The organism is Bradyrhizobium sp. 35 (genome assembly GCF_023073215.1).
In the GTDB taxonomy this organism is placed as follows: domain Bacteria; phylum Pseudomonadota; class Alphaproteobacteria; order Rhizobiales; family Xanthobacteraceae; genus Bradyrhizobium; species Bradyrhizobium canariense_D.
This window is the reverse complement of the sequence record NZ_JADPJC010000168.1, coordinates 172,579-195,131: the sequence shown is the minus strand read 5'-3', so window position 1 is coordinate 195,131 and position 22,553 is coordinate 172,579. Positions and strand designations below refer to the sequence as shown.

24 protein-coding genes are annotated in these 22,553 nt (G+C 64.2%); 21 read left to right on the top strand and 3 right to left on the bottom strand.

Translation table 11 applies throughout. The annotated features are described in order from the left end of the window. Nucleotides 1-264: 264 nt before the first annotated feature. On the bottom strand, nt 265-1,326 hold the full coding sequence (hemB, locus tag IVB36_RS39560) for a porphobilinogen synthase (protein ID WP_018456862.1): 1,062 nt from the start codon (nt 1,324-1,326) through the stop codon (nt 265-267). A gap of 122 nt (nt 1,327-1,448) precedes the next feature. Here hemB and IVB36_RS39555 point away from each other — a divergent pair, with 122 nt between their 5' ends. From IVB36_RS39555 to IVB36_RS39480, 16 genes are all read left to right on the top strand, one after another. Then, complete coding sequence (locus IVB36_RS39555) at nt 1,449-1,946, top strand: DUF6163 family protein (protein ID WP_007611119.1); 498 nt, start codon at nt 1,449-1,451, stop codon at nt 1,944-1,946. Nucleotides 1,947-2,352: 406 nt separating this feature from the next. Then, nucleotides 2,353-2,871 (top strand): MarR family winged helix-turn-helix transcriptional regulator, encoded by a 519-nt coding sequence (locus IVB36_RS39550; RefSeq protein ID WP_018456861.1) that lies wholly within the window; start codon nt 2,353-2,355, stop codon nt 2,869-2,871. Between the two features lie 203 nt (nt 2,872-3,074). Then, nucleotides 3,075-3,311 (top strand): hypothetical protein, encoded by a 237-nt coding sequence (locus tag IVB36_RS39545; protein WP_026233256.1) that lies wholly within the window; start codon nt 3,075-3,077, stop codon nt 3,309-3,311. A 37-nt stretch (nt 3,312-3,348) separates the two neighbouring features. Next, nucleotides 3,349-3,570: a hypothetical protein gene (locus IVB36_RS39540; protein ID WP_018456859.1), complete on the top strand. Its 222-nt coding sequence runs from the start codon at nt 3,349-3,351 to the stop codon at nt 3,568-3,570. Between the two features lie 247 nt (nt 3,571-3,817). Then, the gene (gene glyA, locus IVB36_RS39535; RefSeq protein ID WP_018456858.1) at nt 3,818-5,116 is read left to right on the top strand and encodes a serine hydroxymethyltransferase; all 1,299 of its coding nucleotides are present in this window, start codon (nt 3,818-3,820) and stop codon (nt 5,114-5,116) included. A 29-nt stretch (nt 5,117-5,145) separates the two neighbouring features. Further along, nucleotides 5,146-5,628 carry a transcriptional regulator NrdR gene (gene nrdR / locus IVB36_RS39530; RefSeq protein ID WP_007603426.1) on the top strand — a complete coding sequence of 161 codons (483 nt, stop codon included), beginning with the start codon at nt 5,146-5,148 and terminating at the stop codon, nt 5,626-5,628. Continuing rightward, on the top strand, nt 5,625-6,773 hold the full coding sequence (ribD, locus tag IVB36_RS39525) for a bifunctional diaminohydroxyphosphoribosylaminopyrimidine deaminase/5-amino-6-(5-phosphoribosylamino)uracil reductase RibD (protein ID WP_247395096.1): 1,149 nt from the start codon (nt 5,625-5,627) through the stop codon (nt 6,771-6,773). Before nrdR ends, ribD begins: the two co-directional genes overlap by 4 nt. Further along, nucleotides 6,773-7,396, top strand: a complete 624-nt coding sequence (locus IVB36_RS39520; RefSeq protein WP_018456855.1) for a riboflavin synthase — start codon at nt 6,773-6,775, stop codon at nt 7,394-7,396. Before ribD ends, IVB36_RS39520 begins: the two co-directional genes overlap by 1 nt. Before the next feature lie 72 nt (nt 7,397-7,468). Then, nucleotides 7,469-7,960 carry a 6,7-dimethyl-8-ribityllumazine synthase gene (ribH, locus tag IVB36_RS39515; protein WP_018456854.1) on the top strand — a complete coding sequence of 164 codons (492 nt, stop codon included), beginning with the start codon at nt 7,469-7,471 and terminating at the stop codon, nt 7,958-7,960. Between the two features lie 2 nt (nt 7,961-7,962). Then, nucleotides 7,963-8,460 carry a transcription antitermination factor NusB gene (gene nusB, locus IVB36_RS39510; RefSeq protein ID WP_007611091.1) on the top strand — a complete coding sequence of 166 codons (498 nt, stop codon included), beginning with the start codon at nt 7,963-7,965 and terminating at the stop codon, nt 8,458-8,460. Between the two features lie 176 nt (nt 8,461-8,636). Next, nucleotides 8,637-9,635 (top strand): thiamine-phosphate kinase, encoded by a 999-nt coding sequence (gene thiL, locus IVB36_RS39505; RefSeq protein ID WP_026233255.1) that lies wholly within the window; start codon nt 8,637-8,639, stop codon nt 9,633-9,635. Nucleotides 9,636-9,870: 235 nt separating this feature from the next. Next, the gene (locus tag IVB36_RS39500; RefSeq protein WP_026233254.1) at nt 9,871-11,991 is read left to right on the top strand and encodes a sodium-translocating pyrophosphatase; all 2,121 of its coding nucleotides are present in this window, start codon (nt 9,871-9,873) and stop codon (nt 11,989-11,991) included. Between the two features lie 650 nt (nt 11,992-12,641). Then, the gene (locus IVB36_RS39495) at nt 12,642-13,550 is read left to right on the top strand and encodes a class I SAM-dependent methyltransferase (protein ID WP_245288454.1); all 909 of its coding nucleotides are present in this window, start codon (nt 12,642-12,644) and stop codon (nt 13,548-13,550) included. Continuing rightward, nucleotides 13,547-15,097: an amino acid adenylation domain-containing protein gene (locus tag IVB36_RS39490; protein WP_018456849.1), complete on the top strand. Its 1,551-nt coding sequence runs from the start codon at nt 13,547-13,549 to the stop codon at nt 15,095-15,097. The genes IVB36_RS39495 and IVB36_RS39490 overlap by 4 nt, the downstream gene beginning before the upstream one ends. A 35-nt stretch (nt 15,098-15,132) precedes the next feature. Further along, nucleotides 15,133-16,611, top strand: coding sequence for a hypothetical protein (locus IVB36_RS39485; RefSeq protein WP_026233253.1), 1,479 nt, complete (start codon nt 15,133-15,135; stop codon nt 16,609-16,611). Beyond that, nucleotides 16,608-16,880: an acyl carrier protein gene (locus IVB36_RS39480; protein WP_007603436.1), complete on the top strand. Its 273-nt coding sequence runs from the start codon at nt 16,608-16,610 to the stop codon at nt 16,878-16,880. The genes IVB36_RS39485 and IVB36_RS39480 overlap by 4 nt, the downstream gene beginning before the upstream one ends. 78 nt (nt 16,881-16,958) lie before the next feature. Here IVB36_RS39480 and IVB36_RS39475 read toward each other — a convergent pair whose 3' ends face one another. Both IVB36_RS39475 and bamE read right to left on the bottom strand, forming a co-directional pair. After that, a complete protein-coding gene (locus IVB36_RS39475) occupies nt 16,959-17,960 on the bottom strand; it encodes a tripartite tricarboxylate transporter substrate binding protein (protein WP_026233252.1) in 1,002 nt (333 codons plus the stop codon). A gap of 85 nt (nt 17,961-18,045) precedes the next feature. Beyond that, nucleotides 18,046-18,531 carry an outer membrane protein assembly factor BamE gene (gene bamE, locus IVB36_RS39470; protein WP_018456846.1) on the bottom strand — a complete coding sequence of 162 codons (486 nt, stop codon included), beginning with the start codon at nt 18,529-18,531 and terminating at the stop codon, nt 18,046-18,048. Nucleotides 18,532-18,629: 98 nt separating this feature from the next. On the opposite strand from bamE, the gene IVB36_RS39465 reads away from it, so the two are divergent. The 5 genes from IVB36_RS39465 to IVB36_RS39445 all read left to right on the top strand — a co-directional run bounded on the left by IVB36_RS39465 (nt 18,630) and on the right by IVB36_RS39445 (nt 22,552). Then, on the top strand, nt 18,630-19,181 hold the full coding sequence (locus IVB36_RS39465) for a ubiquinol-cytochrome C chaperone family protein (RefSeq protein ID WP_026233251.1): 552 nt from the start codon (nt 18,630-18,632) through the stop codon (nt 19,179-19,181). Then, on the top strand, nt 19,178-19,741 hold the full coding sequence (locus IVB36_RS39460; protein ID WP_026233250.1) for a DUF177 domain-containing protein: 564 nt from the start codon (nt 19,178-19,180) through the stop codon (nt 19,739-19,741). The genes IVB36_RS39465 and IVB36_RS39460 overlap by 4 nt, the downstream gene beginning before the upstream one ends. A gap of 297 nt (nt 19,742-20,038) precedes the next feature. Continuing rightward, nucleotides 20,039-21,100 carry a phosphate acyltransferase PlsX gene (gene plsX, locus IVB36_RS39455; protein ID WP_018456843.1) on the top strand — a complete coding sequence of 354 codons (1,062 nt, stop codon included), beginning with the start codon at nt 20,039-20,041 and terminating at the stop codon, nt 21,098-21,100. After that, nucleotides 21,097-22,077 carry a beta-ketoacyl-ACP synthase III gene (locus IVB36_RS39450; protein ID WP_026233249.1) on the top strand — a complete coding sequence of 327 codons (981 nt, stop codon included), beginning with the start codon at nt 21,097-21,099 and terminating at the stop codon, nt 22,075-22,077. Before plsX ends, IVB36_RS39450 begins: the two co-directional genes overlap by 4 nt. A gap of 133 nt (nt 22,078-22,210) precedes the next feature. Further along, complete coding sequence (locus tag IVB36_RS39445; RefSeq protein WP_018456841.1) at nt 22,211-22,552, top strand: integration host factor subunit alpha; 342 nt, start codon at nt 22,211-22,213, stop codon at nt 22,550-22,552. Nucleotide 22,553 lies beyond the last annotated feature (1 nt).

The window sequence follows — 22,553 nt, the reverse complement described above, 5'->3', positions numbered from 1 at the left end:
GGGCAATCTCGCATCGATCGTCAAGGGAGAGCTGTTTGTAAGTCCGCCCCATGGCAACACCTCCAGATGGAAGTGTTGCACTTCGTTTGTGAACTCAGGGGACCCATTACCCCAGGGACAAGCTTGGCGAAAACTGGAAGTTAGTACGTTCGCCGGTATCGATACCGCGTGCTCTCGCTAGATCACCCGGTATGGGTCCTGGCTTTCGCCAGGACGACGATTAGAGACAGGGGCGCTCGGCCTTCGCCGGGACGACCTTGGGGCCTACCCCTGCGTCCGCAGCTTCTCCGCCGCCTTCGGTGCGAAATAACTCAGCACACCGTCGGCGCCGGCGCGCTTGAAGGCGAGCAGGCTCTCCATCATGGCGCGGTCGCCGTCGAGCCAGCCGTTGTTGGCGGCGGCCGCGATCATCGCGTATTCGCCGGACACCTGATAGGCGAAGGTCGGCATCGCGAACGTGTCCTTCACGCGACGGACGACGTCGAGATAGGGCATGCCGGGCTTGACCATCACCATGTCGGCGCCCTCGGCGATGTCGAGCTCGACCTCGCGGAGCGCCTCGTCGGTGTTGGCGCTGTCCATCTGGTAAGTGCGCTTGTCACCGGTGAGCGTCTTGGCCGAGCCGATGGCGTCGCGGAACGGGCCGTAAAAGGCGGAGGCGTATTTTGCGGCATAGGCCATGATCTGCACGTCGAGCAGGCCGGTGCGATCCAGGCCCTCGCGGATCGCGGCAACGCGGCCGTCCATCATGTCGGAGGGCGCGATGATGTCGCAGCCGGCTTCGGCCTGCACCAGGGCCTGACGCACGAGCACAGCGACCGTCTCGTCGTTCAGGATCTTGCCGTCGGAGATCAGGCCGTCATGGCCGTGGCTGGTGAAGGGATCGAGCGCGACGTCGCAGAGAATGCCGATCTCCGGGAATTCCTTCTTGATCGCGCGCACCGCCTGGCAGACCAGATTGTTCGGGTTGGTGGCTTCCGAGCCCTCCTCGTCGCGCAGGGACGGATCGGTGTAGGGAAACAACGCGAGGCACGGGATGGTGAGCTTCATCGCCCGCTCGGCGTCGCGCACGGCCTGGTCGACACTGAGACGCTCGACACCCGGCATCGAGGCGATCTGCTCGCGCTTGTTGTTGCCGTCGATCAGAAACAGCGGCCAGATCAGATCGTCCGTCGTGAGCACGTTCTCGCGGACCATGCGCCGGGCCCATTCGGCCTTGCGGTTGCGGCGCGGGCGGACGGTCAGATCGAGGGCAGGGGAGGCCCCAGTGCCATCCCGGCGCGAGACCTCGCGCAACTCGATCGGACGTCCGTATTTGATCGCCATTACTTTTCCTCCGGCTGGAATTATTCTTATACCAGCTCGCATGGTTCCCGTCACCGCGGGTTGACCTGTCGCAAAAGATGGCAGCCGATTGATTTTGCGGGGCAAAGCAGCCAGAAGGGGGCATGTCCGAGATCTCCACCCGCGATGCGGCCCGCGACAGCACCAGGGATGCCGTCCGAGACAATGCCAGAGACAGCGCCATGTCGGTGGCGGCGATCTCGTCGGAGCGGGCTGAATCCGACGACAATGTCTGGACGCGCCGGCTCGTGCTGTTCCTGCGGGTGATGGCGCTGCTCTCGATCCTCAAGGGCCTCTATCATTGGGCGCAGGTGACGGGCTTCGTGGGCGGCGAGGACGAGGCCTTCGAGAACCAGTCGATGGCCTGGCAGGCCTCGACCATTTACTTCGCCGTGATCGAACTCGTTGCCGCGGTCGGGCTGTGGCTGGCGACGCCTTGGGGCGCCGTGGTGTGGCTGACGACCGTGGTGTCGATGGCGGTGATCGAGCTGATGTTCCCGGGCATCTACGGCGGCAGCCTGGTCGTGGTCGGCGTCGAAGCCTTCATGCTGGCGGCCTATCTCGCGCTCGCCTGGATGGCCGCACGCGAACGACCGCCATAGCAAACTCTCTTGCCCCGACTCTGCGCTCGGCTTCGCTGTGCTGGTCCGGGACACGAGATTGTCGCGCTTGGTTGACGGTTGGTTGCGTAAAATTCGACGTAAGTTTTCGCTAACCAGCGTGTTCCGCCACAGCTCTTACGCGGCCGTTTCGAAACGGGGCGGGGCTGTTCTGGAATGCGACAATCGGGGCGGACGGAGGGTGAACAGGACCTTGCGAGAGTCAACAGACTGTTGCGAAAAGTGCTTGTGGGACAGGCTTAATCCGCAATTCACTGTCTTAAATTCATGATCTCTTTATTCTCTTATTTAAGCCGATCTTCAAACGAGCCCCTTAAGTTGCACCTATCAGACGGGACACAAGTTTCGTCGAATGAGTGTCGATAAAAACGACAACAGGGGAAGTGTCATGATGAAAGCCGTCGCAACTGCGGCAGATACCGCAGAGCGCGTCTCCGGCCAGCAGGGTTCGGTGCAGACGCTCTATCTGGAAGCTTTGACTCTGGTGGAGCGGCTGCATCGCCGGCTGCTCGACGTCATCAAGGACGAGTTCGATCGCCGCGGCCGTGCGGACATCAACTCGGTGCAGGCGCTGCTGCTCTACAACATCGGCGACAAGGAGCTGACCGCGGGCGAACTGCGCACGCGCGGTTATTACCTCGGCTCCAACGTTTCCTACAATCTGAAGAAGCTCGTCGAACTCGGCTTCCTCGACCATCAGCGCTCGCGCGTCGATCGCCGCTCGGTGCGCATCCGCCTGACGCCGCAGGGCCAGGAAATCCGCCGCATCGTCGACTCGCTCTACCAGAAGCACGTCAAGACGGTCGAACAGGTCGGCGGCATCTCGGGCGAGGAGTTCTCGACCCTGAACAAATCGCTGCACCGCCTCGAGCGGTTCTGGACCGACCAAATCCTGTATCGTCTCTGAGTTCTTTTCGACGGGACAAGGCCAAGCCGGCCCGCAACAAGACCGGCAAGCCTCCCGAACGTGCCTGAGCTTCCCCGAGCGCGCCGGCCCGGCTGTGTGTCCGGACCGGTGCGTTTTTCCATTTCGCGGTTGCGAAAAAATCCCCGACACCAGGGAACGAGTTCCCGGTTCGATGCTTATCTCCTCCGGATCGGAGGTTGACGATGCTGGTCGAGCGTGGCGTGGGGGTGATGAACGTGGAACTCGTGAGCGAGGCCTACGCCATCGCCGCGAACTATCTTCGCCGCTCCGGCGCGATCCGGGACACCCTCGTCACCGACGAGCGCCTGCTCGAGATCGTCATCAAGTTGCTCCAGCACGGCGAATTCAACAAGATCAGGCTGGCCAACAAGGCCATTGTCAGGTTCGAGGCGCAGTCCGAGGCCAAAGCGGTTGCCTGATCTCAAGTCCCAAACGCGGCAAGAACCAGAGGGTGCCATGGAAGCTGCCATCGACCGGATCATGCATACCTACGATTTGCTCGCCAACCGCACGTCCGCGGCGAGCGCGGAGGCGCGGGAAAAGGTCACGAACTACATCACCACCTTGATGGAAGCCGGCGAGAAGGACACCCACAGGTTGACGGTTTGCGGCCTGACCTATCTGCGGCAGCTCGACGGTAGCGTGGATCCCGTGAAGGCGGGGTATACCGGGCTGTAGAGGCCGGCCGCTCGCACCCGCGCGGCCTTTCGAGTCCAAAGCGGACCTTTCCTGGACATGGACGCCGGATACCACCCCGTCGTCCCAATCCTCCAATCCCACCATATCTTGCATAAATCACAGGTCCGACCCGCAAACCCTTGGCCTGTTGCGGGCGATGTGGTAGATCGCGCTCGCCGCTTCCGATCGCCACACCAGACCCGCCCGTAGCCCGCCAAAAGGCTGCGGCGGTGGAGATATTCGCAAGATGACCTTCGCCAAAACCGCCTCCGCGCCCGATTCGTTTTTCACCGCCTCGCTCGAGCAGGCTGACCCGGAAATCGCAGCCGCCATCAAGGGCGAGCTCGGCCGCCAGCGCCACGAGGTCGAGCTAATCGCCTCCGAGAACATCGTCAGCCGTGCCGTGCTGGAAGCGCAGGGTTCGGTGATGACCAACAAATACGCGGAAGGCTATCCGGGCGCGCGCTACTACGGCGGTTGTGAGTGGGTCGACGTCGCCGAGAACCTCGCGATCGATCGTGCCAAGAAGCTGTTCGGCGCCAACTTCGCCAACGTGCAGCCGAACTCCGGCAGCCAGATGAACCAGGCGGTGTTTCTGGCGCTGCTTCAGCCCGGCGACACCTTCATGGGCCTCGATCTCGCGGCCGGCGGCCATCTCACCCACGGCTCCCCGGTCAACATGAGCGGCAAGTGGTTCAAGGCCGCGCACTACACCGTGCGCCGCGAGGACCAGATCATCGACATGGACGCGGTCGCCAAGCAGGCCGAGGAGGTCAAGCCGAAGCTGATCGTGGCCGGCGGCTCGGCTTATTCGCGCGCCTGGGACTTCAAGCGCTTCCGCGAGATCGCGGACAGCGTCGGCGCGTATCTCCTGGTCGACATGGCGCACTTCGCCGGTCTCGTCGCCGGCGGCGTGCATGCCTCGCCCGTGCCTCACGCGCACATCACCACCACCACGACCCACAAGTCGCTGCGCGGTCCGCGTGGCGGCCTGATGCTGTGGAATGATGAGGCGCTGACCAAGAAATTCAACTCGGCGATCTTCCCGGGCCTGCAGGGCGGCCCCCTGATGCATGTCATCGCGGCCAAGGCGGTCGCCTTCGCCGAGGCGCTGCGGCCGGACTTCAAGGTCTATGCCAAGAACGTCGTCGAGAACGCCAAGGCTCTGGCGGAGGCGATGAAGGGCCACGGGTTCGACATTGTCTCGGGCGGCACCGATAATCATCTGATGCTGGTTGACCTCCGGCCGAAGGGCCTGAAGGGCAACGCCTCGGAGAAGGCGCTGGTTCGCGCCGCCATCACTTGCAACAAGAACGGCATTCCGTTCGATCCCGAGTCACCGTTCGTCACCTCCGGTATTCGTCTGGGCACGCCGGCTGCGACCACGCGCGGCTTTGGTGTCGCTGAATTCCAGCAGGTCGGCGGCATGATCGCCGAAGTCCTCAACGCGATCGCGCAGTCCGACGACGGCAAGGCGCCGCTGGTGGAAGCCGCGATCAAGGAACGGGTCAAGGTGCTCACCGACCGTTTCCCGATCTATCAGTAAGGCTCAAGAAAACCGGTCAAGGTCAACGGATGCGCTGCCCGAACTGCAACAGTCTCGATACGCAGGTGAAGGACTCGCGTCCGACCGAGGACTCTTCCGTGATACGCAGGCGGCGCGTGTGCGTCGCCTGCAATTTCCGCTTCACCACCTTCGAGCGCGTGCAGCTGCGCGAGCTCACGGTGATCAAGCGCAACGGCCGCCGCGTGCCGTTCGACCGCGACAAGCTGATGCGCTCGGTGTCGATCAGCTTGCGCAAGCGGCAGGTCGAGCCGGAACGGGTGGAGAAGATGGTCTCCACCATCGTGCGCGAGCTCGAGACCGGGGGCGAGGCTGAAATCTCCTCGGAGGTGATCGGCGAGACCGTGATGGAGCATCTGCGCACGCTCGACGACGTCGCCTATGTCCGCTTCGCCTCGGTCTACCGCAATTTCCGCGAGGCCAAGGATTTCGCCGACGTGCTCGGCGAGCTCTCCGGCGAGGAGGAAGCGCGGCTCGCCGCGATCCGCAAATGATCTTCCGCATCCTGGAGGATCAATTCGCGCAGAAGGCGCGCGAGTCCAGGGATGCCGACCGGCGCTTCATGGAGCTTGCGCTGGCGCTCGGCCGGCGCGGGCAGGGAAGTACCTGGCCCAATCCCGCCGTCGGCGCCGTCATCGTCAAGGACGGCGTGATCGTCGGCCGCGGTTGGACCCAACCTGGCGGACGGCCGCATGGCGAGCCTGAAGCGCTGCGGCGCGCAGGCGAGGCCGCGCGAGGCGCCACGCTCTACGTCACGCTGGAGCCGTGCTCGCATTTCGGCAAGTCGCCACCGTGCGCGGACGCCGTGATCGCCGCCGGCATCAAACGCGTGGTGGCCGCGATCGCGGATCCCAATCCGGAAGTCGCCGGTCAGGGCCACGCACGCCTGCGCGCCGCCGGCATCATGGTGGATGTGGGTCTGTGCGCGCGCGAAGCCGCCTTCGATCACGCCGGGCATTTCCGTCGCATCAGGGATCGCCGCCCGCATGTGATCCTGAAGCTCGCGGTCTCGCCCGACGGCAAGATCGGCGCGGCCGGCGGCAAGCCGGTCGCGATCACCGGCGAGGCGGCGCGCAACCGGGTGCATCTCCTCCGCGCGCAAAGCGACGCCATCCTAGTCGGCATCGGCACCGTGCTGGCGGACGATCCGCAGCTCGACTGCCGCCTGCCGGGCATGGCGGTGCGCTCGCCGGTGCGGGTGGTGCTCGACCAGAATCTGCGTATTCCCGGCGCAAGCAGGCTCGTGGGCTCCGCGCGCGAGATTCCGCTATGGGTGGTGGGTTCTGAACTCGCGGAGGCCGCGGCCGCCACGCGGCTCGGTGCGGCCGGTGCGCAGGTGATCCGCGTGCCGCCCGGCAATGCCTCGGGACTCGATCTTGCGGCCGTGCTGCATGCATTGGCCGGCAAGGGCATCACGCGGCTGATGGTCGAGGGCGGCAGCCGCGTCGCGGCGTCCTTCGCCGCCGCGGACCTCGTTGACGAGATCTGGCTGTTCCACGGCGCGGAAGCGGTGGGCGCCGACGGGGTGGATGCGCTCGCTGCATTGCCCCTGTCGAAAATCACGCAGTCGCAGGCCTACAAGGTTCATGCTAGCGAGACCTTCGATCAGGATACTCTCACCATCTACGAGCGCGCGTGATGTTCACCGGCATTGTCACCGATATCGGCGAGATCGTCGGCTTCACGCCGACGGCGCAGGGCCAGTTGCACCGGCTGCGCATCGCCTGCCGCTACGAGCAGACCACCATTGCGGACGGCGCCTCGATCGCCTGCAACGGCGTCTGCCTGACGGTGGTTGCTTCCGGCGTCGAAGGCGGCAAGGACTCTGCTCAAAGGACCTGGTTCGACGTCGATGCCGCGGCCGAGACGTTGGCGCTGACGACCGCAAAGCATTGGAGGGTCGGCACCAGGCTCAATCTCGAGCGTGCGCTCAAGATCGGCGACGAGCTTGGCGGGCATATCGTCGCCGGCCATGCCGATGGCATCGCGACCCTCGTCAGCCGCGAGGACCTGCCCGACATGGCGCGGTTCGAGCTCTCCACGACGCGGGAGCTGGCGCGGTTCATCGCGACCAAGGGCTCGATCACGCTCGACGGCGTCTCGCTGACGGTTAATACGGTGAAGGACGTGACCTTTTCGGTGCTGATCATCCCGCACACCCTGACGGTCACGACGATCGGCGGCTGGAAGGCGGGAGATGAGGTCAATATCGAGGTCGATCTGATGGCCCGCTACGCGGCGCGGCTGACGGAAATGAAGTGACGGCGTCTTTAAACTTGGCTTACCCGCTGGTGGCGACTACATAGCGCCAACCCCTGTGGAACGGATTTGACGATGGCAGACGCGCGGCGCGCACCCCTGAAGGACCAGACCGACGTTTCCGGCGCACGCGCGCTGATCGTCGAGGCGCGGTTCTATGACGATCTCCAGGACGCGATGCTCGAAGGCGCGGTGGCCGAGCTGAAGGCGGCCGGTCTGACCCACGACGTCATCACGGTTCCCGGTGCACTGGAGATTCCTGCGGCGATCGCCATCGCGGTTGACGCCGCGGCGACCAATGGCAAGCCCTATGATGCCGCGATCGCGCTCGGCTGCGTGATCCGTGGCGACACCATCCATTTCGAGATCGTCTCGCAGGAATCCTCGCGCGCGCTGATGGACCTGGCGGTGGCGCGAAAGCTGCCGCTCGGCAACGGCATCCTCACCGTCAACACCGAGGCGCAGGCCTGGGCGCGGGCGCGCGCCAGCGAGCTGAACAAGGGCGGCGATGCCGCGCGGGCCGCGATTGCGATGCTGCGCATAAAGCGCCGGCTGGCGCGGGCTTGATCATGGCCGATAACAACAAGAAGCCGCCGGCCGGCACGGAGAAGAAGGCGAACCGGCGCGGTGCGGCGCGGCTCGCAGCCGTACAGGCGCTGTACCAGATGGATATCGGCGGTGCCGGCATCAACGACATTTTTGCGGAGTTCGAGAGCCACTGGCTCGGCAACGAGGTCGAGGGCGACACATATCTCCCGGCGGAAGCGGCGTTCTTCCGCGACGTCGTCTCCGGCGTCGTGCGCGACCAGAAGAAACTCGATCCGCTGATCGACGAGGCGCTGTCGAAGGGCTGGCCATTGAAGCGCATCGAAGCGATCCTGCGCGCGGTGCTGCGGGCAGGGGCCTACGAATTGGAACACCGCAAGGACGTGCCGGGCCGCGTCGTCGTGTCCGAATATGTCGACGTCGCCAATGCCTTCGTCGACCGCGAGGAGACCGGCATGGTCAACGCGGTGCTCGACCAGATCGGCCGCCAGTTTCGCGGTGACGAGTTCGGGCGGGGGTGAATTGAGGCGCAGGGCGGTGAATTGATGCGATGTGGCTGCCCCATATTCCGCCGTCATCACCCGCGAAGGCGGGTGATCCAGTACGCCGCGGCCTATCGATGTCACACGATCGTCTCTGGAATACTGGATCGCCCGGTCAAGCCCGGCGATGACAGCGAAGTGTGTGGCTGACGCTGATGACAAACCCGCACAATCCCTCCGCCGAAGACTCCCTCATCGCGCGCTATTTCAAGCCGCTGGCGACTGATCCCGGCGCCTTGGGGCTGGTGGACGATGCCGCCATCCTGCAGGCGCTCGGCAGCGACATCGTCGTCACCACCGACGCGGTGGTCGAGGGCGTGCATTATCTTGCCACCGATCCGCCCGATACCATCGCGCGCAAGGCGCTGCGGGTGAACCTGTCCGATCTCGCCGCCAAGGGGGCCGTGCCGGCCGGCTTCGTGCTGACATTGGCGCTGCGCAGCAAGGAAGACGCTTGGCTCAGGCCGTTCGCGGACGCGCTCGGCGAGGATGCGAAAACCTTCGTCTGTCCGCTGCTCGGCGGCGACACGGTGTCGACGCCGGGGCCGCAAATGATCTCGATTACCGCCTTTGGCCGCGTGCCGCAGGGGCGGATGGTCGGCCGCACCGGCGCCCAACCGGGCGACCGTATCCTGGTGACGGGGACGATCGGCGACGCCGCGCTTGGCCTTGACGTGCTCAAGGGCGGCGCGGTCGCGAATGCGCTGGCCTCCGATCCGCACGCGCGCGAGACGCTGATCTCGCGCTATCGCGTGCCGCAGCCGCGCAATGCTCTCGCGCAGTCCGTGCGTGACCATGCGACGGCTGCGATGGATGTCTCCGACGGCCTTGCTGGAGATCTGACCAAGCTCTGTGCGGCATCAGGCGTCTCGGCCACGATCGACGTGACGAGCGTGCCGCTCTCGGCCGCTGCCGCCGGCCTGATCGCAGGCAAGGTCGTTTCCGTCGAGACGCTGCTGGCCGGAGGGGACGATTACGAGGTGCTGTGCACCGCTCCGCCAGCGCAAGCCAACGCGCTGATTGCCTTGGGGCGTGCGGCAGGCCTTGCCGTCACGGCCATCGGCACGATCGTCGCGGGCCATGAGCGGCCGCGCTTCCTGGACGGGCAGGGCCAGGAGCTGGTCTTGAAGCGGCTCTCCTACAGCCACTTCTAGGAATTGCTCCAAACCGGCGTCCCGGCTGCCAAGACAGGCTAAATACCTGCCGAGATCGGCTTTTCGGCCTTATCTGGCGTTGCACCCTCAATTTGATTTTGGCAAGGTCGTGACCGACTAAGGCCGCGCCTTCGGGCAAGGAGCGGCCTTCTTCAAAATCAAGGCGCCGCACCGCACGACGGAAAACAAAAGGCGCCGGGGGTACGTTCATCAAGGATCTGAGGCAAAAAATCACATGACAGCATTATGGTTGATTGTGCTCTGCGGAGTGCTTTCCGTCGTCTACGCGATCTGGGCGACGTCTTCGGTGTTGAGCGCGGATGCGGGGTCTCCGCGCATGCAGGAAATCGCGGCAGCGGTGCGCGAAGGCGCCCAGGCCTACCTGCGGCGTCAATACACCACGATCGGGATGGTCGGCATCGTCATCTTCGTGCTGCTTGCCTATTTCCTGGGACTCTACGTCGCGATCGGTTTTGCCATCGGCGCGATCCTGTCGGGGGCGGCCGGCTTCATCGGCATGAACGTCTCGGTCCGCGCCAATGTGCGCACCGCCCAGGCGGCGACCACGTCGCTCGCAGGTGGTCTCGAGCTCGCCTTCAAGGCGGGCGCCATCACCGGCATGCTGGTGGCGGGTCTCGCGCTGCTTGGCGTGACCCTCTATTTCGGCTTCCTGGTCCATTCGCTGAAGCTTGCGCCTGACAGCCGCGTCGTCATCGACGCCATGGTGGCGCTCGGCTTCGGCGCCTCGCTGATCTCGATCTTCGCTCGTCTCGGCGGCGGCATCTTCACCAAGGGTGCGGACGTCGGCGGCGACCTCGTCGGCAAGGTCGAGGCCGGCATCCCCGAGGACGATCCGCGCAACCCGGCCACCATCGCCGACAACGTGGGCGACAATGTCGGCGACTGCGCCGGCATGGCCGCCGACCTGTTCGAAACCTATGCGGTGACCGCGGTCGCCACCATGGTCCTGGCGGCGATCTTCTTCGCCAAGACGCCGATCCTCGCCGACATGATGACGTTGCCGCTCGCCATCGGCGGCATCTGCATCATCACCTCGATTATCGGCACCTTCTTCGTGAAGCTCGGGCCGAGCCAGTCGATCATGGGCGCGCTTTACAAGGGTCTGATCGCAACCGGCGTCCTCTCGCTGGTCGGCATCGCCGGTGTGATCCATTACCTGATCGGCTTCGGCAAGCTCGCCGGCGTCGACTATACCGGCATGGCGCTGTTCGAGTGCGGCGTGGTCGGCCTTGCCGTCACCGCGCTGATCATCTGGATCACCGAATACTACACCGGCACCGACTATCGTCCGGTGAAGTCGATCGCCCAGGCCTCGGTGACCGGCCACGGCACCAACGTGATCCAGGGCCTCGCCATCTCGATGGAAGCGACCGCGCTGCCCGCGATCGTCATCATCGCCGGCATCCTGGTCACCCACAGCCTCGCCGGCCTGTTCGGCATCGCGATCGCGACCGCCACGATGCTGGCGCTCGCCGGCATGGTCGTCGCGCTCGACGCGTTCGGTCCGGTGACCGACAACGCCGGCGGTATTGCCGAGATGGCGGGCCTGCCGAAGGAGGTTCGCAAGTCGACCGACGCGCTCGATGCAGTCGGCAACACCACCAAGGCGGTGACCAAGGGCTACGCGATCGGCTCCGCCGGTCTCGGCGCCCTGGTGCTGTTCGCGGCCTACAACGAGGATCTCAAGTTCTTCATTGCGGACTCCGCGCACCACGCCTACTTCGCCGGCGTCAAACCGGACTTCTCGCTCAACAATCCCTACGTCGTGGTAGGCCTGTTGTTCGGCGGTCTCTTGCCGTATCTGTTCGGCGCGATGGGCATGACCGCCGTGGGCCGCGCGGCGAGCGCGATCGTCGAGGAGGTCCGCCGACAATTCCGCGAGAAGCCGGGCATTATGCAAGGCACCGACAAGCCGGATTACGGCAAGGCGGTCGACCTTCTGACCAAAGCGGCGATCAAGGAAATGATCATCCCCTCGCTGCTTCCGGTGCTGTCACCGATCTTCGTCTACTTCGTGATCTATGCGATCGCGGGGGGCGGGGCGGCCGGCAAGTCGGCGGCGTTCTCGGCGGTGGGCGCGATGCTGCTCGGCGTGATCGTGACGGGCCTGTTCGTCGCGATCTCGATGACCTCGGGCGGGGGCGCCTGGGACAACGCCAAGAAGTACATCGAAGACGGTCATTTCGGCGGCAAGGGCAGTGACGCCCACAAGGCGGCCGTGACCGGCGACACCGTCGGCGATCCCTACAAGGACACGGCCGGCCCGGCGGTGAACCCGATGATCAAGATCACCAACATCGTGGCGTTGCTGCTGCTGGCAGTCCTCGCGCACTGAGGTAGACGTTGCTGAACGAAGACCCCGCGGCGCAGGCCTGCGGGGTCTTTCTTTGCGTGTGTGCTGCCGGAGGCCGGCGCATCATCTGAACATGAAACCCGCCCGGCGGGACGCGGAACGCAACAATCCGGTCATCAGAGCGATCCATCGATGCCGAGGGCGTAAGCCGCCCGAAAATGTGCACCCTACGCGTGCGCACATTTAGGGTTGCTTAACCGGCCGAGTTCTAGAAATACGAGAGACTGTCAGCGGCATCTTAGGGAGCTCCGCAGCACGCGTGTGGTGCTCCGCGCGCGGCGCGCTCTCGACATGCTCAGGGGTTCGCTGCCCGCCGCGAGAGGGAGGTTCCGTTGCCTGCACGGCCTGTGAACGAGATTGAGCGGGCATTGATGGCGCATCCGGGCGTGGCGGATGCTTTCCTCAGCGCCGAGCCTGGCCACGGCGGTCAGTCCGAGGTCGCTTTCGTCGCAATTGACCCCGATCATCTGAGCGCCGGCAAGGCGAAGCATCTCCAGGCCGAGTCGGATCGCAGAGTTGCGCAATGGCGTCGCGCTTTCGATCAAGCATATCGCCATGACGCCGACGGTGTTGTGCCGTCATTCGTCGGTTGGACCAGCAACTTCACCAACAGGCCCATTCCCGAACCCGATATGGTCGATTGGCTCGATCATACGATCCTGCAAATTCGTGCTCTTGGCGCAAGGCGGTTGTTGGAGATCGGGTGCGGCGTCGGCTTGCTCGTCGAAAAGCTCGCGCCCGGCTGTGACGTATATTGCGGGACCGACCTCTCGCCGGTGGCCGTTCAGCGGCTGCGTGCGTTCGCGCAGTCGAAGCCCGAGCTTCGGCATGTCGAGTTTCTAGAGCGGGAAGCCGCCGATTTGAGCGGCTTGCCGCTGAATTCGTTCGATGCAGTGGTGCTAAATTCGGTCGTGCAATACTTTCCCGGCATCGAATACCTGCACTTAGTCTTGGAGCAAGCCGCAGGCCTGGTGGCTCCTGGGGGGCACATCTTCGTCGGCGACGTTCGTAACCTCGAGCTCCTGCCGGTCTTCCATCGCGAAGTTCAATCCGCGAAAGTTTCGGGAGCCACGGATGCCGCGCTCGCGCGAAAGATCTTCCTGTCGATCGCCCAGGAGCGCGAGTTGGTGATCGACCCCCGCTACTTTCAGGGTATTTCCGGATCCATCCGGCGGATATCGGGTGCGGAAATCCTGCTCAAGCGCGGATCAAGCTACGAACTGACCCGCTATCGCTACGACGTGGTGCTGCGTGTCGATCGCGAAGCTGCTTCAGCTGACAGCGAGAACAGCAGCCTCGTGCCGGACATGAAGCAAGGGGAAAGTGAGGGCAGGCCGCTGGCGACCGATCCGATGGCCGCCGCGTTCCTTCAGCATCTCGGCATGGAGCTCGGGGACGTGTTGCAGGCCCAGTTTCCGGACGCGAAATTGCCCGCGGCCGTGATCGCGCTCAACCAGCGAGATTTTGCCGAGATCGTGCAGGCCTCGTCGAACGCGCCGGGCAATCCCGGCGACAATGAATTGATCGAGGCGTCGGTATGACCGCCCATAATCTGGCGCTGCGTTTCGAAGAGACCGTTGCGTCCTCGCCGGACGCCGTCGCCCTGTTGTGCGAAGGCGACAGCTTTGCCTTTTCGGAGCTCAACCGATTGGCAAACCGGTTGGCGCGCTGGTTGACATCGCGTGGCGTCAACAAGGGCGCCGTCGTGTGCCTTGAATTGCCGAAAATCGCCGAGGCCTATGCGCTCGCGATCGCCTGCATCAAGATCGGAGCACCCTATGCCTTCCTCGATCCTGCGGCCCCCGAGGAACGTGCCCGGCTGATGCTGGAGCGATGCCGGCCCGCGCTGATCGTCAGCGTGCGCGAGGGAGCTGGGCCGCGGACATTGATCGGCGATGCAATTGCCCGGGCTGCCTTGCATCATGCCCTGTCGCAGCTTGAAGACGACAATCTGCCGCTGACATCCCTGATCACCGGGGCCGATCCGGCCTATGTCATGTTCACCTCGGGATCGACGGGCGAACCGAAGGGCGTGGTCATCCCCCATCAAGGGGTGCTTCACCTGATCGCCTGGGCGAAGAGCGATCTTGGAATTGGACCCGGTGACCGGCTGACGAATGTCAACCCGATCTATTTCGACAATTCGGTCTTCGACATCTATGCCGGCTTCCTGAACGGAGCGGCGGTTGTCGCGCTGGACGCGCAGAAGGGGCGGCCCCCCGCAGAGCTGGTGTCGGAGATCACCAAGCATCAGTGCACGTTCTTCTTCGCCGTGCCGACCCTCTTCATGTTCCTGGACTCCATGCACCTTCTGAGCCCGGATTGGCTGCCGAGCGTCAGCCGATTCATGTTCGGCGGTGAGGGGTTTCCGCTGGCCCGGCTTCGTCGGTTCCACGACGCGTTTGCCGGCAAGGCGAAGCTGATCAATTGCTACGGCCCGACCGAGACGAGCTGCATTTGCAGCGGTTTCGAGATCGTCGAATCCGTTTTTGAGTCCAAGGACGGGTTGGCCCCGCTGGGGCGACTCAATCCCAATTTCAGCTACCGGATCCTGGACGAAGAGATGAAGCCGGCGCTTGCGGGCACTGCCGGCGAGTTGTGGCTGGGAGGCCCTGGGGTAGGGCTCGGCTACATCAACAACCCGGAAGAGACCGCCCGCCGTTTCTGTCAGGACCCTCTGATCGACGGCTATCGGTCGATCCTCTATCGGAGCGGCGACCTCGTGGAGGCCGACCTTGAAACCGGCGTCCTGCGTTTCCGCGGTCGCGCGGATAATCAGGTCAAGCTTCGGGGGTATCGGGTCGAGCTGGAGGAGATCGACCACGCGCTGATGGCGTGCAGGGGAATAACCCGTGCGCTCGCCGTGGTGCAGCACGACGCCAGTGGCGCCAGTCGGCTGCTGGCCGCGTATTCGGGTGCAAGAATGGCGGAAAGCGATCTGCGCCAGCACTGCACTGCGCACCTTCCCGCCTACATGGTGCCGGGCCGGTTCATCTGGATGGAAGACATTCCCGTCAATGCCAATGGCAAGGCGGACCGGCGCTCGGTAGCGTCACTGCTCGGCGAAGCTGTTGCAAGGGCCTCGTAGATGCAACAGCTCGTAGTGATCGCGCGCGTTGTCCGATGAGTGTTGAAAGCCAGCCCTACGGCTACGCGCCATCGGGTCCTCTTGCGAAGCCGTCGTGGCGGTTGATCCCCAAGATCGATCGGGACCCGAGGCTCGTGGCGGGGGTCCAGGACATCGGTGGCCGCGTGCTGCTCTGCTGCGCGGTCGGACTGCTCGCGGTTTTGTTTCGGCAGATAGGTATCGATTTTTCAGCGGCGGGACTCGCGCTGGTGTGCGCCTATGCCGGCCGGTACCGGCGCGTCCTGATCTTGCTCGCAACCTTGTTGCTGCTCTATCGCAGCGGCTTCCTGATCGACCGCGGTTTTCTCGAACGGCTGACGATCGACGAAGGCGTCGGCGACCGGATCCATCAGCCGCTGCTGGAAGCGGTCATGCTGGTCGTCGTGTTTGCGCTGTTCGCGGGCCTGCTGATCATGCAGGGGCCAGGGACGGTGGTCTTCCGCCGCCCGACGCTCAGCCTGTTGCTGGCGTTCCTGGCACTCGTCGCGCTGACGCAGGCCACGATGATGGCCGGCCTGCCGCGTGTTCTGCTGTGGTCGTTTCTGATGACGTTCCAGCCCTATTTGTGGTTTCTTGCCTATGGTTTGGCCGATGCGGGCAGGAAGCGATCTCCGGTGTGGCGGCACCTGAGCGTTTTCCACCCCTTCTGGGGATCGTCGCTGACGCCGTTCGGGAAGGGGCTGTCTTATCTCGACCGCTTCGAGGCCAAGACACCCGAGGAGCTTGCAGTGACGCAGCTCAAGGGCGTCAAGCTTGCGGTCTGGATCCTTGTGCTCGCCATCGTCAGAGTCTGTCTCGTCGAGATCGTCCACGGACGTTTGCAGCTTCCAATGTTCGACGACAACCTGCTGCAATATCTCGCGCGCCATCCCTGGCCGCGTTTCGTCGGATGGGCGAGCCTCGTCAGCTTCTTCGTCGAGGACTTGCTGAGCATGACCGTGTTCGGCGGCGTCATCATCGCCACGGCGCGACTTGCCGGCTTTCGCCTGCTGCGCAACACCTACCGGCCTCTGGAGTCAACGACGCTGGCGGAATTCTGGAATCGCTACTATTTCTATTACAAAGAACTGCTCGTCGACCATTTCTTCTACCCCACCTTTGTTCGCTGCCTCCGCGGCCATCGCCGGCTTCGCATGTTCTTCGCCACCTTTGCCGCGGCCTGTGTCGGCAACCTGCTGTTTCACTTCATCCGCGATATTCATTTCGTCGGCGAAATGGGCCTTTGGCGGGCGGTGGTCGGTCAGCAATCGCACGCGTTCTACACGTTTGTCCTGGCCATCAGTGTCGGGCTCTCGCAGATGCGCCGCGCCCCGCAACTGGCGCCGCGAGGATGGCTGCGTGGCCGCTTGCTGCCTTGCCTGTGGGTGTCGAGCTTCTTTTGTCTCATTCACGTCTTCGATGCGCCGCTCGACCGCGAGCATTCGCTCGGGCAACGCGCCGAATTCCTGTTCTATCTCCTGGGAGTCTCGACATGACCACGAAAGCCGGCCCTGAAGTCAGATCGCAGATGCGACGCTACATCGTGCAGCGGCTGCTGATGAAGGGCGACAGCGCGCCGCTTGGTGACGATGATCTGCTGTTCACCAGCGGCCGCCTCGATTCGCTCGACGCGGTCGAGCTGATCATGAGCATTGAGACCGACCACGGGATCAACTTCTCCGACATCGGCTTCGATTTGACGCGCCTGGACTCGATTTCGGCGATTGCCGCTTTGGTGGGACAGCCGTCGGCCGAGCTTGCATAGCAACCGAGGGTCGCCACGCACTCAACGCGAAAGCGCGGCCCGGCGCTGCATGTTGGGCCGCGTCCGCGGATGCGAAAGCTACTGCACGTCCATCTGCAGCCCTTCCTTCTGGATGATGCCGGCGAACTTCTTCGTCTCGGCGTCCACGAAGGCGGCAAACTGGTCGGGCGTGCCGTAGTCGGCGCGGGCCCCCATGGCCAGGATGTTCTTCTTGATGTCGTCGCGCTCGAGCATCGCCTTCACTTGAAGGTTGAGCGCTTCGAGAACGGCGGGCTGCACACCCTTCGGCAGGAACACCGAGAACCACGACGAGACGTCGAAAGCCGCAAGCTCCGGCGCGCTCTCGCGCATGGTCGGCAGGTTCGGCGCGAGGTCGCTGCGCTCCGTCGTGGTGACGCAGAGGCCGGTGAGGGTGCCGTTCTGTACCTGCGGCAGGCTCGGATAGAGGTTGTCGAACAGGATCTGGATGTCGCCGGCGAGCGCCGCCTGGAGCGCGGGACCGGCGCCGCGGAACGGGATGTGCGTCATCTTCAGCCCGGTGAGCTGCAGGAACCAGGCGCCGGTGAGGTGAGGGCTCTGGCCGACGCCGGAGGAGGCGTAGCTGAGCTTGTCCGGATTGGCCTTGAGATAGGCGACCAGCTCGGCGATCGACTTGATGCCGGTCTTGGGATGCGCCGAGACGATGTTCGGGATCCGGATCATGTTGGAGACCGGCTGGAGCTGGTCCGGCTTGTAGGTGAGGTTCTTGAAAATGCTGTAGGCGATCGCGTTCGGGCCGGGATTGCCGATCAGGATGGTGTGGCCGTCCGGCTTGGCGCGGACCACCTCGGCCGTGCCGATCGTACCGCCGCCGCCGGACCGGTTTTCCACCACGGCCGATTGGCCCCAGGCGGCCTGCAGATGCGCCGCCAGAAGCCGACCCATCACGTCGGTCGAACCGCCGGCGGCAGCCGGCACGACGAGGCGGACGTTTTCGGTCGGCTTCCAGTCCGCCAGGCTCGATCGCGGCAGGATCGCTGCGGCCGAGATAGCGGCAGCGCCAGTGAGCACGCGACGGCGGGACAGCAATTGATTGGGCACGAATCCACTCCCTGCATCTTATTTTGCAGGAGCGTATGGAAGCGTATGCGCAACGGCAAGCCGCACGAAGCCGCAGGCTGAAGGCTCAGTTAAAGCTGAGCAGCTTGAAGATCGGCGTGAGGTAGCTCATCTCCTGGCCCGAGGTCGGCGTCGTCCGGCTGATGAAATCGAAGATCTTGCCGTCCTGGAGACCGTAATTCGCAAGCCGGCGCACACGCCGGTTCTTGTCGAAATAGACCGCGATGACGCGCTGGTCGACCACCCTCTGGTTCATGAAGGCGACAATGCGCTCGGAGCGCTGGGAGATGTAATAGAACACCTCGCCGTCGAGGGTTGCGACGGTGGAGGGGGTGCCCATCACGATCAGCACCTGGTCCTGGCTCGCACCGATCGGGATCTGCTCCAGTGCGCCGGGCGGCAGGATGTAACCCTTCTGGAACTGCTCGCCGGTGCAGCCCGCAAGCGCGGCGCCAACCAGGGCCGCGGCCGCGAAAAGGCGCAAGCCGCGCCAACGTGCATGAAGGCCGCGCGGCTTGTCTGCACGCAGGCTGGTCTGGTTCGTTATCGTCATAGCGGAACTGATTCCGTCCCCTTGCGTCGCGCGAGGCGCTGAAGTACCGGGCGGAGGCTCTGAATGCAACACGGGCGCGCCCGCTTGCGGAAACCACAATGCTTTGGCCGTTCAATCACTTCAGGAAACCCCGCCTAGCCTCGCCGGGCACCATTGAAGCCATCTATGGCATGATCGTGACGCAGGCGCGAGAACCCATGTTTTACCGCGACTTGGGCGTGCCGGATACCGTTAACGGGCGTTTCGATCTGTTGCTGCTGCACCTCTGGCTGCTGCTGCGCCGCCTGCGCACGGTCCAGAGCGCCACCGAGCTGTCGCAGGCGCTGTTCGACCGTTTCTGCGAGGACATGGACGACAATCTGCGCGAGATGGGGATAGGCGACCAGACCGTGCCGAAGCGGATGCGGGCCTTCGGCGAGGCGTTTTACGGCCGGGTCCAGGCCTACGATCAGGCCATGGAAGGCGGCGGCGAGGCGCTGGCATCCGCGATCTGCAAGAATATCTTGAATGGGGCCGGCATGGACCAGGCGCAGCAGCTCGCAGCCTATGCCAGGGCGGCCGAGGCCAACCTCGCCCAGACCGGCGAGGCCGCACTGCTGGGTGCGTCCTTCAAGTTTCCTCCAGCGCTTCCTGAGGATGTGACGCCATGACCCGACCGATACCAGCATCCGGGCCCGATCCCTGGCGGGTGCCCGTCATCGTTGCACAGATCCCGGATACCGGCCTGCATCGCAAGCTCGAGGCCTCGGCCGCCGAGCGGCAGGCCATGGCTGAGACGGCAGGCTTGCGCGAGGTTATCTCGGTCCAGGCCGATTTCGATGTCGTGCCGAAAAGCGGCAACCGGATCCAGGTCACGGGGCACGTTCGCGCCCGGATCGGCCAGACCTGTGTGGTCACGCTTGACCCGATGGAGAGCGACATCGACGAGGAGGTGGACCTGATATTCGCCCCCGAGGCCGAGGTCCGCCGCCTGGCCGACCTGATGGAGGAGGGGCACGACGATCGGGAGCAGGTCGCCGACCCGCCGGAGGCGATCGTCAATGGCATCATCGACCTTGGGAGGCTTGCCACCGATGCCCTGTTCCTGGCGGTCGATCCCTATCCGCGCAAGCCGGGGGTCGTGTTTGAGCCCGAGGTTATCGCCCCCGATCCGGAGGACCACCCCTTTGCGGTCCTGAAGGCACTTCAGGACGGGAAGAAAGACAAATAGGTGCCACCTTCTCCAGAGGACCGCTTCGGGACGGGGCGAGATGTTTGCGGCGGTGGTTTGAAAAGCTCGATTATCCGTTTGATTTTGATGTACTTCTTGTGAATTAGTCCGTCCGCAGCCCGATGCTCCCGAATGCAAAAGGCTGGGGGCAAGAGGTTGTTTCGGGATAACAAAACGCTATTGTCGCGCCCCGGTCCGGGTGCGGCGTGGCGCTTGACCGACCGCCATGTTCGTGGCGAACCCATTTGCGGCCCCGCTCGTTCAAGACCGCACCAGACCCAGGTTTCCAGGACTTTTATGCCAAGCAAGGTTCGCATCGCGCTTGACGCCATGGGGGGCGACGCCGGCGCCGCGGTGGTCATCCCAGGCGCCGCCATCTCGCTCCAAAGGCATCGCGAGATCGAATTCCTGCTGATCGGGGACCGCGCCAAGATCGAACCCGAGCTCGACCGCCACCCCGCGCTGAAGGCGGCCTCGAAGATCATCCACACCGATGTCGCGGTCAGCGGCGAGGAAAAGCCGAGCCAGGCGCTGCGGCGCGGCCGCAGGACCTCGTCCATGTGGCTTGCCATCGATGCGGTGAAAAAGGGCGAGGCGGATGTTGCGGTCTCCGCCGGGAATACCGGGGCGCTGATGGCGATGTCGCGCTTCCACCTGCGCACGCTGCCGGGCATCGACCGTCCGGCCATTGCCGGCATGTGGCCGACCAGGCGCGGCGATTCCGTCGTCCTCGACCTCGGCGCCAGCATCGGCGGCGATACGCATCATCTGGTGTCGCTCGCCATCATGGGCGCGGCGATGGCCAGCGTGTTGTTCAACAAAAAGCGTCCCACGGTCGGCCTGCTCAATATCGGGGTCGAGGAGATCAAGGGGCATGAGGAGATTCGCGAGGCCGGCGAAATCCTGCGCGCCAGGAACCTGCCCGAGCTCGACTATCTCGGGTTCGTGGAGGGCGACGGCATCGGCAAGGGGGTGGCGGATGTCATCGTCACCGAGGGCTACAGCGGCAACATCGCGCTGAAGGCCGCGGAGGGAACCGCGCGGCAGATGGCGGAATTGCTCCGGGACGAGATGAAGCGGGGCTGGCTGTCAAAGCTCGGCTATCTCTTTGCGCGCAACGCCTTCCAGGCCCTGCGCAACAAGATGGATCCGAACAAATCCAACGGCGGCGTGTTGCTGGGGTTGAACGGGATCGTGGTCAAGAGCCATGGCGGAATCGCTGCCGAAGGCTTTGCCTATGCGATCGATGTTGGCTATGAGATGGTCAAATTCGATCTCCTCAACAAGATCAATCAGATGCTCAATCGCGAAGGTGGTGCACTCAGTTCCGTGCAGGCCGCGCAGGAGGCTGTTTCGTGACTCAAATTCGTTCGGTCGTGCTGGGCTGCGGCTCTTATTTGCCGGAGCAGGTGGTGACCAACGCCCAATTGGCGGCGCGCATTGACACGTCCGACGAGTGGATCGTGCAACGCACCGGCATTCGCGAGCGGCATATCGCGGCCGAGGGCGAGTTCACCTCGCATCTGGCGCTGAAGGCGGCGCAGGCTGCGCTCGCGGACGCCGGCGTGGACGCGCAGTCGATCGACCTGATCGTGCTCGCGACCTCGACGCCTGACAACACCTTCCCCGCGAGCGCGGTCGCCGTGCAGCACGGGCTCGGCATCAACCATGGCGCGGCCTTCGACCTTCAGGCGGTGTGCTCGGGCTTCGTGTTCGGGCTCGCCACCGCCGATAATTTCCTGCGCACCGGCGCCTTCAAGCGCGCGCTGGTGATCGGCGCGGAAACCTTCTCGCGCATCCTCGACTGGACCGATCGCGGCACCTGCGTGCTGTTCGGCGACGGTGCCGGTGCGGTGGTGCTGGAGGCGCAGGAGCAGCCGGGCAATGCCGCGACCGACCGCGGGATCGTGACCACGCATCTGCGCTCCGACGGCCGTCACAAGGCGAAGCTGTTCGTCGACGGCGGCCCGTCCTCGACCCAGACTGTCGGCCATCTTCGCATGGAGGGCCGCGAGGTCTTCAAGCACGCGGTCGGCATGATCACCGACGTGATCGTCGACGCCTTCAAGGCGACCGGGCTCAATGCCGACAGCATCGACTGGTTCGTGCCGCACCAGGCCAACAAGCGAATCATCGACGCGTCCGCGCACAAGCTCCATATCGCGCCGGAGAAGGTGGTGCTGACGGTGGACCTTCACGGCAACACCTCGGCGGCCTCGATCCCGCTGGCGCTGTCGGTGGCGCGCAAGGACGGCCGCATCAAGCGCGGCGACCTGGTTCTGCTCGAAGCCATGGGCGGCGGCTTCACCTGGGGCTCCGCGCTGGTGCGCTGGTAAGCCACACTCGGTAAAATTTTGCCCGAATCAGCGCGGATTATCGATGCGCCTGCATTGATGAGCGCTGTTGACCGCTGTATCGTAAGCTCATAATTTCAGACAACAATTGTTCGCCGTGATGTGGGGCAGGGCGATGACCGATCAAAGTAAAACCGTAACGCGTGTCGATCTGTGCGAAGCCGTCTACCAGAAGGTGGGGCTGTCGCGCACGGAATCGTCTGCCTTCGTGGAACTCGTGCTGAAGGAGATCACCGATTGCCTTGAGAAGGGCGAGACGGTGAAGCTGTCCTCGTTCGGCTCCTTCATGGTCCGCAAGAAGGGTCAGCGCATCGGTCGCAACCCGAAGACCGGCACCGAGGTGCCGATCTCGCCGCGCCGGGTCATGGTGTTCAAGCCGTCGGCGATCCTGAAGCAGCGGATCAACGCCCAGCACCGCACCAATGGCGACGCCAGCAAGGCGCAACCCGAGGCGTAAT

What these genes read in the sequence shown, in the direction of transcription:
- hemB (WP_018456862.1), bottom strand. Translation starts at nt 1,326, where the DNA reads ATGGCGATCAAATACGGACGTCCGATCGAGTTGCGCGAGGTCTCGCGC.
- IVB36_RS39555 (WP_007611119.1), top strand. Translation starts at nt 1,449, where the DNA reads ATGTCCGAGATCTCCACCCGCGATGCGGCCCGCGACAGCACCAGGGAT.
- IVB36_RS39550 (WP_018456861.1), top strand. Translation starts at nt 2,353, where the DNA reads ATGATGAAAGCCGTCGCAACTGCGGCAGATACCGCAGAGCGCGTCTCC.
- IVB36_RS39545 (WP_026233256.1), top strand. Translation starts at nt 3,075, where the DNA reads ATGCTGGTCGAGCGTGGCGTGGGGGTGATGAACGTGGAACTCGTGAGC.
- IVB36_RS39540 (WP_018456859.1), top strand. Translation starts at nt 3,349, where the DNA reads ATGGAAGCTGCCATCGACCGGATCATGCATACCTACGATTTGCTCGCC.
- glyA (WP_018456858.1), top strand. Translation starts at nt 3,818, where the DNA reads ATGACCTTCGCCAAAACCGCCTCCGCGCCCGATTCGTTTTTCACCGCC.
- nrdR (WP_007603426.1), top strand. Translation starts at nt 5,146, where the DNA reads ATGCGCTGCCCGAACTGCAACAGTCTCGATACGCAGGTGAAGGACTCG.
- ribD (WP_247395096.1), top strand. Translation starts at nt 5,625, where the DNA reads ATGATCTTCCGCATCCTGGAGGATCAATTCGCGCAGAAGGCGCGCGAG.
- IVB36_RS39520 (WP_018456855.1), top strand. Translation starts at nt 6,773, where the DNA reads ATGTTCACCGGCATTGTCACCGATATCGGCGAGATCGTCGGCTTCACG.
- ribH (WP_018456854.1), top strand. Translation starts at nt 7,469, where the DNA reads ATGGCAGACGCGCGGCGCGCACCCCTGAAGGACCAGACCGACGTTTCC.
- nusB (WP_007611091.1), top strand. Translation starts at nt 7,963, where the DNA reads ATGGCCGATAACAACAAGAAGCCGCCGGCCGGCACGGAGAAGAAGGCG.
- thiL (WP_026233255.1), top strand. Translation starts at nt 8,637, where the DNA reads ATGACAAACCCGCACAATCCCTCCGCCGAAGACTCCCTCATCGCGCGC.
- IVB36_RS39500 (WP_026233254.1), top strand. Translation starts at nt 9,871, where the DNA reads ATGACAGCATTATGGTTGATTGTGCTCTGCGGAGTGCTTTCCGTCGTC.
- IVB36_RS39495 (WP_245288454.1), top strand. Translation starts at nt 12,642, where the DNA reads ATGGTCGATTGGCTCGATCATACGATCCTGCAAATTCGTGCTCTTGGC.
- IVB36_RS39490 (WP_018456849.1), top strand. Translation starts at nt 13,547, where the DNA reads ATGACCGCCCATAATCTGGCGCTGCGTTTCGAAGAGACCGTTGCGTCC.
- IVB36_RS39485 (WP_026233253.1), top strand. Translation starts at nt 15,133, where the DNA reads ATGAGTGTTGAAAGCCAGCCCTACGGCTACGCGCCATCGGGTCCTCTT.
- IVB36_RS39480 (WP_007603436.1), top strand. Translation starts at nt 16,608, where the DNA reads ATGACCACGAAAGCCGGCCCTGAAGTCAGATCGCAGATGCGACGCTAC.
- bamE (WP_018456846.1), bottom strand. Translation starts at nt 18,531, where the DNA reads ATGACGATAACGAACCAGACCAGCCTGCGTGCAGACAAGCCGCGCGGC.
- IVB36_RS39465 (WP_026233251.1), top strand. Translation starts at nt 18,630, where the DNA reads ATGCTTTGGCCGTTCAATCACTTCAGGAAACCCCGCCTAGCCTCGCCG.
- IVB36_RS39460 (WP_026233250.1), top strand. Translation starts at nt 19,178, where the DNA reads ATGACCCGACCGATACCAGCATCCGGGCCCGATCCCTGGCGGGTGCCC.
- plsX (WP_018456843.1), top strand. Translation starts at nt 20,039, where the DNA reads ATGCCAAGCAAGGTTCGCATCGCGCTTGACGCCATGGGGGGCGACGCC.
- IVB36_RS39445 (WP_018456841.1), top strand. Translation starts at nt 22,211, where the DNA reads ATGACCGATCAAAGTAAAACCGTAACGCGTGTCGATCTGTGCGAAGCC.